This window comes from Streptomyces sp. XD-27 (genome assembly GCF_030553055.1).
Classification (GTDB): Bacteria; Actinomycetota; Actinomycetes; order Streptomycetales; family Streptomycetaceae; genus Streptomyces.
The window spans coordinates 6,222,432-6,238,386 of sequence record NZ_CP130713.1 but is presented as its reverse complement, the minus strand read 5'-3'; the positions used below and the strand labels follow the sequence as shown (position 1 = coordinate 6,238,386).

Here is a 15,955-nt window from a genome sequence, read left to right as displayed (position 1 = left end):
CCCCCCACGCTGACGTCCCGTCAGTGCCTTGCCAGGGCCCCGCCGTCGCATCCTGGGAGGTCAGATGGCCGACTCCGACGTCGGGCAGCTCGCGCGGCGGGTCATGGAGCTCGTCCTGCGCCACCAGCGCAGGGCCATGGCCGGCAGCGCGGACGGCGCCGAGGGCGGATGCGCGGCACCGCCCGGCGAGAGCTGTCCGCGCTGCCTGGCCGCGCAGGTGCGGCAGGTCGCGGGGGCGGTGGCCGCCGGCCGGCCGGTGACCTTCGTCCTTCCGGCGTTCCCCGGCAAGTCCCCGAACACGGCCAAGGTGCTGGGCGTGCTGCCGGACCTGGCCGAGCGGCTGGCGCTGGAGTTCCTGGACGGGCTGTGCGGGCGGATCCAGGCGGTGTACGCGCCCGGCGCCCGCGTCCTGATCTGCTCCGACGGGCGGGTCTTCAGCGACGCCGTCGGCATCCCGGACGAGCACATCACCGCCTACCAGCGGGCCTTGCAGACGCTGATCGACCGGCTGCCGCACCAGGGCGTCGGGCTGTTCACCCTCGACGACGTGCCCGAACTGGCGGACACGGGGCACGACCGGATGCGCGCGGTGCTGGCCGAGCGGTACGCCGAGCCGCTCGCCGTGCTGCGGGAGCGGGTGCGGTCGGGCGAGGAGGTGGCCCTGTACCGGGCCATCACCCGGTTCCTGTTCGAGGACGGCAACACCCCGGGGTACACCGGCAGCCGGGCGGCCCTGCAGCGGGACGCCCGCGCCCGCGCGTACACCGTCATCCAGCGCAGCCGGGCCTGGGGCGCGCTGCTGGCCGAGCGGTTCCCCGACGCGGTACGGCTGTCGATCCACCCCCAGCCGTGCGGCGCGGAGAAGCTGGGCATCCACCTCGTCGAGACCGCGGACAACTGGCTGACCCCGTGGCACAGCGTGGCCCTGGACACCGGGGAGCGCTTCGTCCTCGTACCGCGCGGTGAGGCGGAGCGGCGCGGGGCCCACCTGGTGTATTCCGGCGGGCGGCCGAGCCACTACACGCTGGCCGGGGCGCGGGTGCCGGCCGACGCCGGCGCGCTCTTGCCCACCGACGCCGGTGGCGCGCGGGTGCCCGCCGCCTCAGGACCCCGAAGGGAAGCGACATGACGACCACGTCCCAGGACACCGGGCGGATATCCGGCCACCCGCACCGGCTGATGGAGCCGTTCGGCATCCGGGTGGACGCCGGACGGCCCGGCGCGCCACTGGCCGAGCTGCCCGTCGCGGCCCTGCGCGAGCTGGCCAGAAGGCACCACCTGCTGCTCCTGCGCGGCTTCGGCGGGCCGGCTTCCGCGGCGGAGCTGACCGCGTACTGCGAGGGCTGGGGCGAGATCGGCATGTGGCCGTTCGGCGCGGTGCTGGAGCTGGTGGAGCACGAGGACCCCGCCGACCACATCTTCGACCACCGCTACGTGCCGCTGCACTGGGACGGGATGTACCGCTCGCAGGTGCCGGAGTTCCAGATCTTCCACTGCGTGGCCGCACCCGGCACGGGGGACGGCGGCCGGACGACGTTCACCCAGACCGCCGCGGTGCTGCGGGAGGCGGATCCGGCGGACCGGGCGCGGTGGGAGCGGGTCACCGGGCGGTACCGGCGCGCCATGGAGTTCTACGACAGCGAGGCCGTCTCCCCCGTCGTCACGCGCCACCCCGACCGCGGCTTCCCGGTGATCCGCTACAACGAGCCCGTACCGCCGGGGACACCGTTCCTCAACCACCCGGACCTGGAGTTCACCGGGCTGCCCGCCGCCGAGCTGGCGGAGTTCCACCGGAGCCTGCAGGCGGCCCTGCACGCGCCGCGCCATCTGTACGCGCACACCTGGCACTCCGGCGACCTGGTGATCGCCGACAACCACACGCTGCTGCACGGACGGGAGGAGTTCACCAGCCGCGCGCCCCGCCATCTGCGGCGGGTGCACATACTGGGTTCTCCGCCCCTCGACAATCCGGCGCTCATCCGCTGACCGCCCGCCCCGGGCTGCGCCAGGACCGCACCGAACACGCCGTGATGGTCTTGTGATAGTCATGCACCGTATCTCCATACGTGCACCTGGGGGCGGGTCGCCTTGAAACCGTTGCTGAACAAGCGCATATACAGCGCCGCCGCGCTGGTCGCCGTGGTCGTGGCCGTCGCGCTCGTGGTCACCCTCACCTCGGGCGGCTCCGGCGGCGGCCCGTCCGCCGGGAAGCCCCCGCCACGGGCGCGCCCCCGGCGGACGGCAAGGACGGGAAGAAGGACGGGAAGGACGGCGAGGGCGCGCGGAAGAAGTCCAAGGAGGAGGAGAAGTACGGCGACTGGGACGGCAAGGAGAAGGTCCTGGGCGACGGCTCCACCTCCTACACCGGACCGCAGCCGCGCCAGCTCAAGCCGCGGCGCCTGAAGCCGGGCGAGAAGCCGCCGCAGTTCGTCGTCTTCTCCTGGGACGGGGCGCTGGAGAACCAGGACCGCCTGTTCTCGCACTTCCGGCAGGTCGCCAAGGAGAACAACGCGACCATGACGTTGTTCCTCAGCGGCATGTATCTGCTGCCCAAGTCCAAGCGCGACCTCTACCAGCCGCCGATGCACCGGCGCGGTTCCACGGCCATCCCCTTCGCCACCGACGAGCACATCCGCGAGACGCTGGAGCAGTTGCGCGGCGCCTGGCAGGAGGGAAACGAGATCGGCTCCCACTTCAACGGCCATTTCTGCGGGCCCAAGGGCGGCGGGTTCTGGAGTTCGCAGGAGTGGACCAGCGAGATCGAGCAGGCCTACTCGTTCGTGAAGAACTGGAAGACCAACACCGGGTTCACCGACATCGAGCCGCTGCCGTTCGACTACGACGTGGAACTGGTGGGCGGCCGGGCGCCGTGCCTGGAGGGGCAGAAGACACTGATACCGGCGACCAAGAAGTTCGGCTGGCGGTACGACGCGAGCTCTCCCGGCGACTTCCAGATCTGGCCGTCGAAGACCGACGGAATCTGGAACTTCCCGCTCCAGCTGGTGCCGTATCCGCAGAGCGAGAAGCAGGTCCTCTCCATGGACTTCAACTTCCTGTACAACCAGTCCGGGGACACCACGGAAGGCGATCCGGCGAAGTACGAGGAATGGGAGAAGCAGACCCGCGACGCCTATCTCAACGGCTTCGAGCGCGTTTATCACGGCAGCCGGGCACCGCTGTTCATCGGCAACCACTTCGAGACCTGGAACGGCGGCATCTATATGCGCGCCATCGAGGACGTGATGAAGGACGTGTGCCACCGCGAGGAGGTGCGGTGCGTGTCGTTCCGGCAGGTCGCGGACTGGCTGGACGCGCAGGACCCGGAAGTGCTGGCGAAGCTGCGGATGCTGGACCCGGCGGAGTCGCCGGAGTGGCCGGCGTTCCTGAAGAAGTAACGGTTCACCGGACTACTCCTGACGCCGCCGTCCGCCCGGAGAACCGGGGGGACGGCGGCGTTCGGCGTTCGGCTACGAGGCGGGCGCCTGCCGCGTGTAGCGCGTCCAGATGTCGATCGGGTACGTGCTGCCGGTACGGGACGCGTCCGCCCCGCCCAGCCCGGTCAGCGGCAGCAGTTCCTGGGTCTTGGGGTCCAGCCGGGACAGGGAGACAGCCGTCGACTGCGTGTCGGTGTATCCGACGAACCACGCCGACTTGTCGTCCTTCTCGGTGCCTGTCTTGCCCGCCACGCCCGGCCCGGCCTCGGCCGCCTTCCGCGCGCTGCCCCGCAGCACCGCCCCCTGGAGCGCGTCGCCGACCGCGTTGGCGACCTCGGGGCTGAACGCCCGCGCCGCGGGCGAGGTCTCCAGCGGCACCTTGTCACCGTTGCGGGAGAGGGAGGCCACCGAGTACGGGGGCGCGTGCACGCCGTCGGCGGCGAACGTCCCGTACGCGCTGGCCATCCGGATGGCGCTGGGGGTGGCCGTGCCGAGGGAGAACACCGGCACCCGCGGGCCGCCGAAACTGCTGGGCAGCAGGCCCGCGTCCACCGACGCCTGCCGCACCCGGTCCAGGCCGACGTCCATGCCGAGCTGCATCATCGGAGTGTTGACGGAGTCCTCAACGGCCTGGCGGAGGGGGATCCTCCCCCAGGAGCGGCCGCCGTCGTTGGACCCGCGCACGATCTTGCCGTCGCGGGACCAGTACGGCCCCTCGGGGGTGTGGACGGCCACCTTGTCGTCACCGTCGTACACCGTGTCCGGGGAGACGGGGACGCGCTCGCCGCCGCGTTCGAGCTGCACCCCGTCGCGCAGCGCGGCCGCGTACACGAACGGCGTGAAGACCGTGCCGGCGGGGACGTTGGAGGCGTTGGCGTCGTTGAAGCCCTGTTTCAGGTAGTCGGGGCCGCCGTAGAGCGCGGTGATCCGGCCGTCGGGCGCGACGGAGGCGGCGCCGACCCGCACGTTCCGGTCCGCGGACCGCGCCTTGGGGTCGAGTCCGCGGAGCGTGGTCCGGACCGCCTCCTCCAGCGCCTGGACGCGCGGCTTCTCGAAGGTCGTGTGGATCTGGTAGCCGCCCAGGTCGAACTCGGCGTCGGAGATGTCCGTGTGGGAGCTGACGTACGCCCTGGCGGTATCGACCAGATAGCCGGTCTGGCCGCTGAGTCCGACCTGCCTGGGCGGCTCGATCGGCTCGGGGAATTTCGTGTACCGGGCCCGTTCCTTCTTGGACAGCTTGCCGATCTCCACCATCCGGTCCAGGACCCATTCCCAGCGCTCCTCCGCCCGCCGGTGGCTGGCGCGGCTCACCGCCGGGTCGAGGGAGCCGGCGCCCTTGAGCAGCGAGGCGAGGAAGGCGCCCTCGCTCACGTTCAGTTCGGAGACGTTCTTGCCGTAGTAGGCGTTGGCGGCCCGCTGGATTCCGTACGTACCGCGCCCGAACCAGCTGGTGTTGAGATATCCCTCGAGGATCTCCTCCTTGCTCAGCTTGTCGTCCAGCTTCATGGCGATGAACATCTCGGTGAGCTTGCGGGAGAACGTCTGCTTCTGGTTCAGATACGCGTTCTTCACATACTGCTGGGTGATGGTGGAACCGCCCTGGGTCTCCCCGCCGGTCACCATCTTGGAGACGGCGCGCACCAGCCCGGAGGGGGAGATTCCGTTGTCCGAGTAGAAACTCGCGTTCTCGGCGGCCAGCACCGCCCACTGCACCTTCTCCGGCACCTTCTCCAGTGCGATGTCCTGCCGGTTCACCGGGCCGGTCCGCGCCATTTCCGTACCGTCGGCCCAGTAATAGACGTTGTCCTGCTGGGTCGCGAATTCGTTGAGGTTTTCCGGGATCTCGGTCTTCCAGTACACATAGCTGAGCGCGCTGAGGAGACTGCCGAAGCAGAACAGGAAGACCAGGGCGGTCTGCCGCCACGACGGCAGCCAGCGCCGGACTCCGTTCCGGTTCGCGCGTGGATAGTCCAGCCGGAGGCGCCGGAACGCCCAGCGGCGGAACGCCAAAAGGCGCACGGCCCATGTCCTGGCGGCCGCCGGAGGCCGGCGGCGGTGTCGGTTAGGCCGGTCCCTGTGACCGGAGTCGGTGTTGCCCAGCACGTTCTGCCCCCACGCTCCGCGCGTCGGCGCGGCACGAGCTCTGATCCCCATCCCCCCAAGACGACACGTACCCTATGCCTCTTCCGAACGCCTGTCGCACCAGACCCCCGAGTCCGTAACAGGGGGGACATAGCGCACCGCGGGCCCGCGCGCGGGCACGGGGGACGAAGCCCAGTGGGCACGGGGGACGAAGCTCAGCGGGCACGGGGACGAGGCTCAGCGGGTACGGGGACGAAGCTCAAATGAAGCTCTGAACCGCGCGGCCCCAGGATTCGTCCCGTCTCAGGGGGTCATGACTCCCGCACGTGATGAGAGGGGGAATCATGGTGCGTCGTCTTGGGACCGGGATCGGCTGGCGGCCGGAGATCGCCGACGACATAGCCGGGCTGCCGGGGATCGACTGGGTCGAGGTCGTGGCGGAGAACATCTGTCCCGGCCACCTTCCGGACGCCCTGCGGCAGCTGCGGGAACGGGGGACGACCGTCGTGCCGCACGGGGTCTCGCTGGGGCTCGGCGGCGCGGAACCGCCGGACCGCGAACGGCTGGCGGCACTCGCCGAGCGGGCGGAGGCGCTGGGCGCCCCGCTGGTGACGGAGCACATCGCGTTCGTACGGGCCGGCGGGCCGCTGACGGCGTCGCCGCGTATCGAGGCCGGACACCTGCTTCCGGTGCCGCGCACCCGCGAGGCGCTGGACGTGCTGTGCGCGAACGTGCGGATCGCGCAGGACGCGCTGCCGGTGCCGCTCGCGCTGGAGAACATCGCGGCGCTGATCTCCTGGCCGGGCGAGGAACTGACGGAGGGGCAGTTCCTCACCGAGCTGGTGGAGCGTACGGGGGTACGGCTGCTGATCGACGTCGCGAACCTGCACACCAACCACGTCAACCGGGGCGAGGACCCGATAGCCGCGCTCGACGCGCTGCCGCTGTCCGCGCTGGCGTACGTGCATGTGGCGGGCGGCGTGGAGCGGGACGGCGTGTGGCACGACAGCCACGCCCACCCGGTGCCCCGGCCGGTGCTGGACGTCCTCGCCGAGCTGTGCGCGCGCACGACGCCCCGGGCGTGCTGCTGGAGCGCGACGAGGCTTTCCCTCCCTTCGAGGAACTCGCCGCCGAGCTGGACGAGATCCGCTCGGTGACGGAACGCGCGGCGCTGACGGCGGCGGTACGGGCGGCGTGGACGGCGGCGGAGACCGCGGTCGCGGCGGAGCCGGTGGAGCCGGTGGAAGCGGTAGCGGGCGCGCCGGAGGTCCGGACGCGGTCGGCGGTCGCCGTGGCGGCGCGCGCGGATCGCCCGGCGGTCGCGCTGCCGCGCCGGCCTCAGGGGGCGTATGAGGCCGTCCCGGCGGCCGCGACCGCAACCGCGACGGGCCGTACGGCGGCGGGGCGGCCGGAGCCGTCCGGCGCCGCGGACGGGTCCGCGAGCGAAACCACTGGTGGGACGGCGGGCCGGGGCGCCACCGCGGCGGCGGTCGAAGCCCCTGCCGGGGCTGCAGGCCGGACCGCGGGCCCGAACGGCGGCGTGACCGTGGCCGATGCCGCGCGGGCGCGGCTCGCGCTCGCGCAGACCGCCCTGCTGTCCGCGCTCGTGGCCGGCACCCCGGCCCCCGAGGGCTTCGACCGGCGGCGGCTGCGCGTACAGCACCGGGCGCTGGCGGTGAAGCGCGCCGGAGTCGTGGCCAAGGTCGCCCCGGAGCTGCCGCGGATCCTGGGGGACGGCTTCCGGTCGGCGTTCCTGCGATACGCGGGCTCCCACCCGATGACCGGCGGCTACCGCCGCGACGCCCTCGCCTTCGCCGAGCACCTGCTGGCCACCGGTGGACCGCGCGGACCGCTGGACCCGGCGGTGCGGCGGCAGCTCGCCGACTGGTGGCGGGAGCGTTCGGGGCCCGCGCCCCTGCCGTCCGGCCGGGTGGCCCGCCTCGCGCGCACCGCGCGGCTCGCCCTGCGCGGCCGGAGGGCGGCATGAGCGCCCTGGTGCCGCTGCTGTACGCAGTGGTCGGTGGCGGTTCGGTGGCGGTCGTGGCGGGTACGGCGGCGTCCCGCAGGGTGTCCACGGCGCTGAGGGCGGGCGCCCGGGCGTACGACGTGACGGAGGCGGCGTTCCTCGCGGGCGGCCCCGGCCGGGTGGCCGACACCGCGATCGCCGCCATGTGCGAGGACAACAGGCTCGCGGTCGGCGCGCCCGGGGTGGTGGCCGTGCTGCGTCCGGTGGCCCGCAACCGCGTCGAGCAGGCGCTGCTGGAGGCGCACGCCCGCGCCCCGCACGGCGCCCTGGCGGCTCTGCGCACGGCGCTGATGCGCAGCGCCGAGGTCCAGGAGATCGGCGACCGGCTCGCGGAGCGCGGGCTGATGGTGCGGCCCGCGACGGCGCGCCGCTGGCGGCGCGCGGCCAACGCGCTGACCGTCGCGTGCTGGGTGTTCATCGTGCTGGCGATCATGCAGGACAGCGACGCCTTCGGGCCGACGTCGATCTTCACGGTGCTGCCGTGGCTGTTCGCGGGCCTCATGACCGGCGCGATCTGCGCGCAGATCTCGCGCCGCCGGGTCACGGCGGCGGGCAGGCGGGCCCTGACGGCGTACCGGCGCGGCGCCGTGACCCGGCCCTCGGGCGGGCGCCGGGGCCGGCGTTCGGCGGGCGGGGGCGGAGACGGAGGCGCCGATCCGGCGGCGTCGGTGGCGGTCGCCGTGGCGCTGGGCGGCGCGGCCGCGCTGAGCGCGGACCCGCTGCTCCAGGAGCAGCTGCTGGCGGCGGAGCGCGCCCAGAGGTCGGCGGCCTCCAGCTCGGGAGGCTCGTCCGGCTCGGGCGGCGGCGACTCGGCCGCGGCGTGCTCGGGCGGCTCCGAGGAGCCGTCGTGGTGCGGTTCGCCGGATTCGGGCTCGGGCGGCGGCTCGTGCGGTACGAGCGCGTCCTGCGGCGGCGGAGGCTCGGATGGCGGAGGCGGAGGTGGGGGCGGAGGCTGCGGGGGAGGCGGCTGCGGCGGCGGGTCGTGACCCCCGCCTCGGCGCTGCAGCCGCGGTCCGCCGACCGGATCACGCGACGCGCGCACTGAGGCCTCGGACGCACACGCGCACGCTGAGACGCCGGGCATACCGAGGACGCGGGCGCGCGGAAGGGACCGGGCGCGTCGACGGGGGCGCACGAGGTGCATCGGCCCGACACATCGACCTGGTGCTTTACTTCTTCAACCGCCGAGCCAAATATCCCTTTTGTTGAGATACATATGAAGGGATGTCCTTGTGAGAGCAGTAGCGCTGTACGGCGTCCTCGGATCTCTGGCCATGACCGCGCTCACCGTCACCCCGGCGAGCAGTGCCGCCTCTCCCCCACCAGGTGGTACCGCCGAGGCCCACGGCGTGGCCGTCGCCGCGCGGCACGCCGCCGCTCACGGCATCGCCTTCCACCGCTGCCCCGCGCGGAGCGGCTGCCCGCGCCGGTCGAGTGCGGCACCGTGGCCGTACCGCTGGACTACGCCGACCCCGACGGCCGGCAGATCTCACTGACCGTCAGCCGCGCCCGCGCCACCGGGCCCAAGGGGCGCCACCAGGGCGCGCTCGTCTACAACCCCGGGGGCCCGGGAGGTTCGGGCATGCGCTTTCCGGCGTACGCGGCCGAGGCCCCGTACCGGAAACTGGCCAAGGCGTACGACTTCGTCGGTTACGCCCCGCGCGGCGTCGGCCGGTCCGGGCCGCTGTCCTGCCAGAACCCCGCGGAGTTCGCCAAGGCGCCCACCAGCTCACCCACCCGGCCCTCCGCCGAGTTCAAGCGGCAGATGATCGCGAAGGCCCGGCGCTACGCCCAGGGCTGCCTCCGCGCGGCCGGCCCCGCCCTCGCGCACTACACGACCCTCAACAACGCCCGCGACCTCGACGTCCTGCGCGCCGCGCTCGGTGAGAAGCGGCTGAACTTCATGGGCGCCTCCTACGGCACGTACTTCGGGGCCGTCTACGCCACCCTCTTCCCCCGGCATGTGCGCCGCATGGTGTTCGACAGCATCGTCGACCCCGCCCCGCACCAGATCTGGTACTCGGCCAACCTGCACCAGTCGCTCGCCTTCGAGGTCCGGTGGGCCGACTGGCGCCGCTGGGTCGCCGCGCACCACGCCGTCTACCACCTGGGCCGCACGCCCCGTCAGGTGCAGGCGTCGTACGACAAGGTCCGGCGGGAGCTGGACCGGGCGCCCGCGGGCGGCAAGGTCGGCACCGGCCAGCTGCACGCCGCGTTCCTGCGGGTCGGCTACCACGACGGCTACTGGGACCCCAGCGCGCACGCCCTGGCCGCCTTCCTGCACGGCAACGCCAAACCGCTGATCAAGCTGGCCATGCCCGACCCGGCGCAGGCCAAGTCCGAGGAGAACGGCAACGCGGTCTACACGGCCGTGGAGTGCAACGACGCCCCTTGGCCTGACCAGTGGTGGGTCTGGGACCACGACAACAGCGCACTCGCCCGCCGGGCGCCGTTCGAGACCTGGGACAACGCCTGGATGAACCTGCCGTGCGCGTACTGGCCCGCCCAGCGGCAGCAGCCCGTCGACGTCGGCACCGAGCGGGGCGCGCTGCCGCCGGTGCTGCTGCTGGCCGCCGAGCGGGACGCCGCCACGCCGTACTCCGGGGCGCTGGAGCTGCACCGGCGGCTGCCCGGTTCGGTGCTGGTCACGGAGCGGGACGCGGGCACCCACGGCATCGTGGGCGGCCCGAACGGCTGCGTCAACGCCCACGTCGACAGGTATCTGCTGACGGGACGCACCCCGCGCTCGGACGCGTACTGCGCGGGGCGCGGCGAGCCGAAGCCGACGGACGGCAAGCCGCGCGCCACCCGCGCGAGGGTGCCCCGGGTGCCCTGAGGCTCAGGGACCGGGCCCGTAAGGCCCAGCCCGGTCCCTGAGGCTCAGGCCAGACCCTGAGGCTCAGGCCAGGCCCGCGACGAGGTCGCCCACCGACTTGCGCCGCCCCGTGAAGAACGGGACTTCCTCCCGCACGTGGCGGCGCGCCTCGGAGGCGCGCAGGTGCCGCATGAGGTCGACGATGCGGTACAGCTCGTCGGCCTCGAAGGCGAGGATCCACTCGTAGTCGCCCAGCGAGAACGACGCGACGGTGTTGGCCCGCACGTCGGGGAAGCCGCGGGCCATCTTGCCGTGGTCGGCGAGCATCCGGCGGCGGTCCTCGTCGGGCAGCAGGTACCAGTCGTAGGACCGCACGAAGGGGTACACGCTCACGTAGTCGCGGGCGACCTCGTCGGCCAGGAAGGCCGGGATGTGCGACTTGTTGAACTCCGCGGGCCGGTGCAGCGCCATGTTCGACCAGACCGGCTCCAGCGCCCGGCCCAGCTTCGTGCGGCGGAAGAGGCTGTACGCCTCCTGGAGGGCGTCGGAGCTCTCGGAGTGCCACCAGATCATGACGTCCGCGTCGGCCCGCATCCCGGACAGGTCGTAGGTGCCGCGCACGGTGACGTCCTTCGCGGCGAGCTGCTCGAACAGCTCCGTCACCTCGTCGGCGTAGCCGGTGCGGTCCTCGGGGAGCACGTCACGCAGCTTGAAAACGGACCACAGGGTGTAGCGGATGACCTCGTTGAGGTCCTTGGCCTTCTTCCCGGCGTTGGGGGCCTTGGTGGATGTCGCGGTCTCAGGAGCAGTCATGTGGTCTATTCTCGCGCGCCGCCCGCGGCGCCCGGCGGCAGGGTGGCCAGCAGCCCGTCCGCCGCACGCCAGGCGCTCGCGATGCAGGCGGGGATGCCCACGCCGTCGTAGACCGCGCCGCAGACCGCGAGGCCCGGCAGCTTCGCGACCTGCTCCCGGATGCGGGCGACGCGGCCGAGGTGGCCGACGGGGTACTGCGGCAGCCCGCGGTCCCACCGGGTCACCCGGGTCGCCACGGGGCGGGCCGCGAGGCCGAACGCCTCCCCGAGGTCCGCGAGCGAGATCCCTACCAGATCGGCGTCGTCGCGCTTCAGGTCGTCGTCGTCCTCAAACCGCCCGATCGAGGTACGGAGGACGAAGAGGTCCGGGTCGGCGTCCCGGACCCAGCCCCACTTCTGGCTGGAGAAGGTGGACGCCTTGATCCGGCGGCCGTCCACGGGCGGCACGAGGAACCCGCTGCCGTCCGGGAGCGCGGACAGCTCCGCCCGCCGGAAGACCATGGTGACCAGCGCCATCGAGGCGTAGTCGACGGTGGCCAGCTCGGCCGCGGCGCCCGGTGCGTCGGCACCCAGGAGCCGGGCCGCGGCGGGCGCCGGGACCGCGAGCACCACGGCGTCGGCGGTGAGCACCTCCCCGCCGGCGACGACCGTCCACCCGCCGCCAGCGCGGTGCCCTTGCTCGTCTGCGGTGCCATCTGCCCATCGCCCGTGCGCGTCTGCGGTGCGATCCGTCCGCAGGGCACCCGGGGTGCCGCGCCGCAGCTCGTCGACCGACGTGCCGGTGCGGATCTCGCCGCCCGCCGCCCGTACGGCGTCGGCGACGGCCTCGGGCAGCCGCCCCACTCCCCCGGCGACGCCGGTGAACACCGGCTCACCCTGCTGGTGCACGGCCGCCTGGGCCCGTCGCTGCACGGCGCGGACGGCCTCGGTCAGCGAGCCGTGCGTACGGGCCGCCTCGAACAGCTGGGGCACGGCGGCGCGCATCGAGATGCGGTAGGCGTCGCCCGCGTACACCCCGCCCAGCAACGGCTCCACCAGCCGGTCCACGACCTCCCGGCCGAAGCGGGCCGCGACGAACTCGCCGATCGCGACGTCGTCGCCGAGCTCCGGGCGCGCCAGCTCGACCTCGCGCGCGATGCGCGCGAGCCCGTCGTCCGAGAGCACCCCGGAGGCGGCGAGCGGCGCCGGGTCGCCCGGCACCCCCATGACATGTCCCTTGGGCATGGGGCGCAGGCCGCCGCGTGTCCACACCTTGGCGCTGGTCGTCGCCGGCGGCTGCAACAGCTCGCCGATCCCGGCCGCCCGTGCCAGCTCGACCGCCTCCGGCCGCCGCGCGAGGATCGACTCGGCGCCGAGGTCCACGGGGAGTCCCGCGATCTCGCCCGCGTACAGCTTGCCGCCCAGCCGCGCGGAGGCCTCCAGCACGGTCACCCGGGCGCCGCCCGCCAGCAGCCGGTGGGCGGCCGCCAGCCCGGAGATCCCGCCGCCGATGACGACGACGCGGCCTGTCCCTGCACTCCCCTGTGCGTTCATGACTCCACCTTCTCAAACGCCCTCTGCACCCCAATCACCCCATTGACACCCCGCAAGCGCCGGGCCGAGACTCGCACCGACCGATCAATCGTTCGGGACACCCGGGGAAGAGGTTCGAGGCCAGCATGAGCGACCGCATTCGGGACGTGTACGTCGTCGACGCCGTCCGCACGCCGGTGGGGAAGTACGGCGGCGCGCTGTCCGGGGTGCGCCCCGACGACCTGGCCGCCCACGTCGTCCGGACCCTGGTCGCCCGTACGCCCGCCCTCGACCCGGCCCGTATCGACGACGTGTACTTCGGCAACGCCAACGGCGCCGGCGAGGAGAACCGCGACGTCGCCCGGATGGCCGTGCTGCTGGCCGGGCTTCCGGTGTCGGTGCCCGGTACGACCGTGAACCGGCTGTGCGCCTCCGGGCTCGAGTCGGTCGTCCAGGCGGCCCGCGCGATCGCCGTCGGCGACGCGCACGTCGCGCTGGCCGGCGGTGTCGAGTCGATGTCGCGCGCCCCGTGGGTGCTGCCCAAGCCCGAGCGGGCCTTCCCCGCCGGGCACCAGGAGCTGTACTCCACCACCCTGGGCTGGCGGATGACCAACCCGGACATGCCGCCGGAGTGGACGGTGGCCCTGGGCGAGGGCGCCGAACTCATCGCCGACAAGCACGGCATCACCCGCGAGGCGCAGGACGCGTTCGCCCTCGACAGCCACCGCAAGGCGGCCCGCGCCTGGCAGGACGGCGCGTACGACGCCGAGGTCGCCGGCTACCCGGACACCGGCCTCACCCGCGACGAGACCATCCGGGACAGCACCTCCATGGAGGCGCTGGCCTCGCTGAAGCCGGTCTTCCGCAAGGGGGGCACGGTCACCGCCGGGAACTCCTCGCCGCTCAACGACGGGGCGGCCGCCCTGCTGCTGTGCGACGAGGAAGGGCTGCGGGCCACCGGACGCGAACCCCTCGCCCGGATCGGCGCCCGCGCGGTCACCGGCATCGAACCGCAGTTCTTCGGCCTCGGCCCGGTGGAGGCGGTGCACCGCGCGCTCGCCAAGGCGGGCCGCTCGTATCCCGACCTGGCGACGGTCGAGCTGAACGAGGCGTTCGCCGCCCAGGCACTGGGCTGCCTGGCCGAATGGCCGGAACTCGACCCGGCGGTCGTCAACCCGCGCGGCGGCGCGATCGCCATCGGCCACCCGCTGGGCGCCTCCGGCGCGCGGCTGGCCGGGGCCGTCGCCCACCAGCTCGCGGCGCGCGGCTCCGGCACCGGCGTCGCCACCCTGTGCATCGGGGTCGGGCAGGGCGAGGCCCTGGTCCTGGAACGCTGATCGGTCCCGGAACGCTGAGGCTACGGTCAGCGCGCGGTGCGCGTGTGCACGTACTCCACGAGCCGGGTCAGCGCGTCCGGGTCGGTGTCCGGCAGCACACCGTGGCCGAGGTTGAAGACGTGGCCTTCGAGCCCGCTCGCCGCGTCCAGCACCTCGCGGGCCTTGTCCTCCACGGCCTCGGGCGACGCGAAGAGCACCGCCGGGTCGAGGTTGCCCTGGAGCGCCTTCCCGGGGCCCACCCGGCGGGCGGCCTCGTCCAGCGGCACCCGCCAGTCGACGCCCACGACGTCCGCGCCCGCCTCGCCCATCAGCCCGAGGAGTTCGCCCGTACCCACGCCGAAGTGGATGCGCGGCACCTCGTACGGGGCCACCGCGGCGAAGACCTTCTCGGAGGCGGGCATGACGCTGCGGCGGTAGTCGGCGGGGGCGAGCGCGCCGACCCAGGAGTCGAAGAGCTGGACGGCGGAGGCGCCCGCCTCGATCTGCACCTTCAGGAAGGCGGCGGTGATGTCCGCGAGGCGGTCCAGCAGGTCGGCCCACAGCTCCGGCTCGCCGTACATGAGCGCCTTGGTGTGCTCGTGGTTGCGGGACGGGCCGCCCTCGACGAGGTAGCTGGCGAGGGTGAACGGCGCGCCCGCGAAGCCGATGAGCGGCGTGCTGCCCAGCTCGCCGACGAGCATGCCGATGGCCTCGGTGACGTACTTCACATCGTCCGGTTCCAGCGTGCGGAGCCGGTCCAGATCGGCGCGGGTGCGGATCGGCTGCGCGATGACCGGGCCGACGCCGGGCTTGATGTCGAGGTCGATGCCGATGGCCTTGAGCGGGACCACGATGTCGCTGAAGAAGATGGCGGCGTCCACCTTGTGGCGGCGCACCGGCTGGAGGGTGATCTCGGTGACGAGGTCGGGGCGCATGCAGGAGTCGAGCATCGCGATCCCCTGGCGGACCTCGCGGTACTCCGGCAGCGAGCGCCCGGCCTGGCGCATGAACCACACCGGCGTATGGGGTACGGGCTCGCGTCGGCAGGCCCGCAGGAACGCCGAATCCCGCGCGGCGGACGCCGCGCTGTTGCCGTGCTGCTGCTGGCCCGTCGGCCGGTCGGAGAGGCTCATGCGGTAAATCTTCGCACGCGAGCGGAATCCGGCCGAACGAGTGACCCGACAACCCGGGTGTCCCTACGTCCCGTACGGCGCGCCACGGCCTAGTCTTCCGAGCATGGCAGCGGCTCAGGGACATCTCGCGGACGGTGCGGACGGCACGGATGGTCAGGGCGGCGCCCCGCTGGCGTTCCGGCACGCGGTTGCCGGACTGCGGGGGTTGCCGCCACGGGCCGAGGTGGAGCTGGAGCCCACCCCGCGCCGCGCCGACTGGCGCCGTTCTCGTACGCGTTGGAAGCGGTGGTCGCCGTGGACGCCGGGGGCGGCGAGGAGGAGGAGCTGGCCGACGGGCGGCTGATCCTGCTGCACGACCCGGCGGGGCACGACGCCTGGCGCGGCACCTTCCGGCTGGTGACCTTGGTGCACGCGGACCTGGAGCCGGAGATGGCGGCGGACCCACTGCTTCCGGAGGTGTGCTGGTCCTGGCTGACCGGGGCGCTCCAGGCGCGTGAGGTCGAGTACGGGGAGCCGAGCGGCACCGTGACCCTGGCGAGCTCGCACCACTTCGGCGGGCTGGCGGGCCGCGAGCCGTCGACGCGGATCGAGATCCGGGCGTCCTGGACGCCGTCGGACGCCGCCGGGGTGCCGGACACCGGGGCGCATCTGGCGGCCTGGTGTGATCTGCTGTGCCAGATCGCGGGGCTGCCGCCGGTGGGCGGCGCGGACCCGGGCGTGGTCTCGCTGCCGCAGCGGCGCGGACCGCGCTCCCGGTGATCGGGAGGGATCTCAAGGGATCCCACACGATCGAGCAGTCATCCGAATTGTCCGAATTGTTACTCA

At 73.3% G+C, this 15,955-nt stretch carries 9 protein-coding genes and 3 pseudogenes; 8 read left to right on the top strand and 4 right to left on the bottom strand.

From position 1 onward, the window contains the following. Nucleotides 1-64: 64 nt before the first annotated feature. The 3 genes from Q3Y56_RS27155 (at nt 65) to Q3Y56_RS27145 (ending at nt 3,395) form a co-directional block, all read left to right on the top strand. Nucleotides 65-1,129, top strand: coding sequence for an isocyanide synthase family protein (locus tag Q3Y56_RS27155; protein ID WP_304464431.1), 1,065 nt, complete (start codon nt 65-67; stop codon nt 1,127-1,129). Beyond that, nucleotides 1,126-1,986 carry a TauD/TfdA family dioxygenase gene (locus tag Q3Y56_RS27150; protein ID WP_304464430.1) on the top strand — a complete coding sequence of 287 codons (861 nt, stop codon included), beginning with the start codon at nt 1,126-1,128 and terminating at the stop codon, nt 1,984-1,986. Before Q3Y56_RS27155 ends, Q3Y56_RS27150 begins: the two co-directional genes overlap by 4 nt. A gap of 86 nt (nt 1,987-2,072) precedes the next feature. Continuing rightward, nucleotides 2,073-3,395 carry a hypothetical protein gene (locus Q3Y56_RS27145; RefSeq protein ID WP_304465820.1) on the top strand — a complete coding sequence of 441 codons (1,323 nt, stop codon included), beginning with the start codon at nt 2,073-2,075 and terminating at the stop codon, nt 3,393-3,395. 72 nt (nt 3,396-3,467) lie between these two features. Here Q3Y56_RS27145 and Q3Y56_RS27140 read toward each other — a convergent pair whose 3' ends face one another. Further along, on the bottom strand, nt 3,468-5,444 hold the full coding sequence (locus tag Q3Y56_RS27140; RefSeq protein ID WP_304465819.1) for a transglycosylase domain-containing protein: 1,977 nt from the start codon (nt 5,442-5,444) through the stop codon (nt 3,468-3,470). Nucleotides 5,445-5,860: 416 nt separating this feature from the next. Between Q3Y56_RS27140 and Q3Y56_RS27135 the strand changes: the two are divergent. The 3 genes and pseudogenes from Q3Y56_RS27135 to Q3Y56_RS27125 all read left to right on the top strand — a co-directional run bounded on the left by Q3Y56_RS27135 (nt 5,861) and on the right by Q3Y56_RS27125 (nt 10,378). Then, nucleotides 5,861-7,503 (top strand): annotated as a pseudogene (locus Q3Y56_RS27135) (DUF692 domain-containing protein). Then, the gene (locus Q3Y56_RS27130) at nt 7,500-8,528 is read left to right on the top strand and encodes a TIGR04222 domain-containing membrane protein (protein WP_304464429.1); all 1,029 of its coding nucleotides are present in this window, start codon (nt 7,500-7,502) and stop codon (nt 8,526-8,528) included. The pseudogene Q3Y56_RS27135 and the gene Q3Y56_RS27130 overlap by 4 nt, the downstream one beginning before the upstream one ends. 246 nt (nt 8,529-8,774) lie before the next feature. Then, nucleotides 8,775-10,378: pseudogene (locus Q3Y56_RS27125) on the top strand (alpha/beta hydrolase). A 63-nt stretch (nt 10,379-10,441) separates the two neighbouring features. Here Q3Y56_RS27125 and hemQ read toward each other — a convergent pair. Both hemQ and hemG read right to left on the bottom strand, forming a co-directional pair. Beyond that, the gene (gene hemQ, locus Q3Y56_RS27120) at nt 10,442-11,170 is read right to left on the bottom strand and encodes a hydrogen peroxide-dependent heme synthase (protein WP_304464428.1); all 729 of its coding nucleotides are present in this window, start codon (nt 11,168-11,170) and stop codon (nt 10,442-10,444) included. A 5-nt stretch (nt 11,171-11,175) separates the two neighbouring features. Further along, the gene (hemG, locus tag Q3Y56_RS27115) at nt 11,176-12,702 is read right to left on the bottom strand and encodes a protoporphyrinogen oxidase (protein WP_304464427.1); all 1,527 of its coding nucleotides are present in this window, start codon (nt 12,700-12,702) and stop codon (nt 11,176-11,178) included. Nucleotides 12,703-12,827: 125 nt separating this feature from the next. On the opposite strand from hemG, the gene Q3Y56_RS27110 reads away from it, so the two are divergent. Beyond that, nucleotides 12,828-14,018: a thiolase family protein gene (locus Q3Y56_RS27110; RefSeq protein WP_304464426.1), complete on the top strand. Its 1,191-nt coding sequence runs from the start codon at nt 12,828-12,830 to the stop codon at nt 14,016-14,018. A 26-nt stretch (nt 14,019-14,044) separates the two neighbouring features. Here the strand turns inward: Q3Y56_RS27110 and hemE are convergent, their stop codons facing one another. Next, a complete protein-coding gene (gene hemE / locus Q3Y56_RS27105; RefSeq protein WP_304464425.1) occupies nt 14,045-15,130 on the bottom strand; it encodes a uroporphyrinogen decarboxylase in 1,086 nt (361 codons plus the stop codon). A gap of 103 nt (nt 15,131-15,233) precedes the next feature. Here hemE and Q3Y56_RS27100 point away from each other — a divergent pair. Next, a pseudogene (locus tag Q3Y56_RS27100) lies at nt 15,234-15,889 on the top strand (DUF3000 domain-containing protein). Nucleotides 15,890-15,955: the final 66 nt, after the last annotated feature.

Coding starts and splice junctions, on each gene's coding strand:
- Q3Y56_RS27150 (WP_304464430.1), top strand. CDS start 1,126: ATGACGACCACGTCCCAGGACACCGGGCGGATATCCGGCCACCCGCAC.
- Q3Y56_RS27110 (WP_304464426.1), top strand. CDS start 12,828: ATGAGCGACCGCATTCGGGACGTGTACGTCGTCGACGCCGTCCGCACG.
- Q3Y56_RS27155 (WP_304464431.1), top strand. CDS start 65: ATGGCCGACTCCGACGTCGGGCAGCTCGCGCGGCGGGTCATGGAGCTC.
- hemE (WP_304464425.1), bottom strand. CDS start 15,130: ATGAGCCTCTCCGACCGGCCGACGGGCCAGCAGCAGCACGGCAACAGC.
- hemQ (WP_304464428.1), bottom strand. CDS start 11,170: ATGACTGCTCCTGAGACCGCGACATCCACCAAGGCCCCCAACGCCGGG.
- hemG (WP_304464427.1), bottom strand. CDS start 12,702: ATGAACGCACAGGGGAGTGCAGGGACAGGCCGCGTCGTCGTCATCGGC.
- Q3Y56_RS27130 (WP_304464429.1), top strand. CDS start 7,500: ATGAGCGCCCTGGTGCCGCTGCTGTACGCAGTGGTCGGTGGCGGTTCG.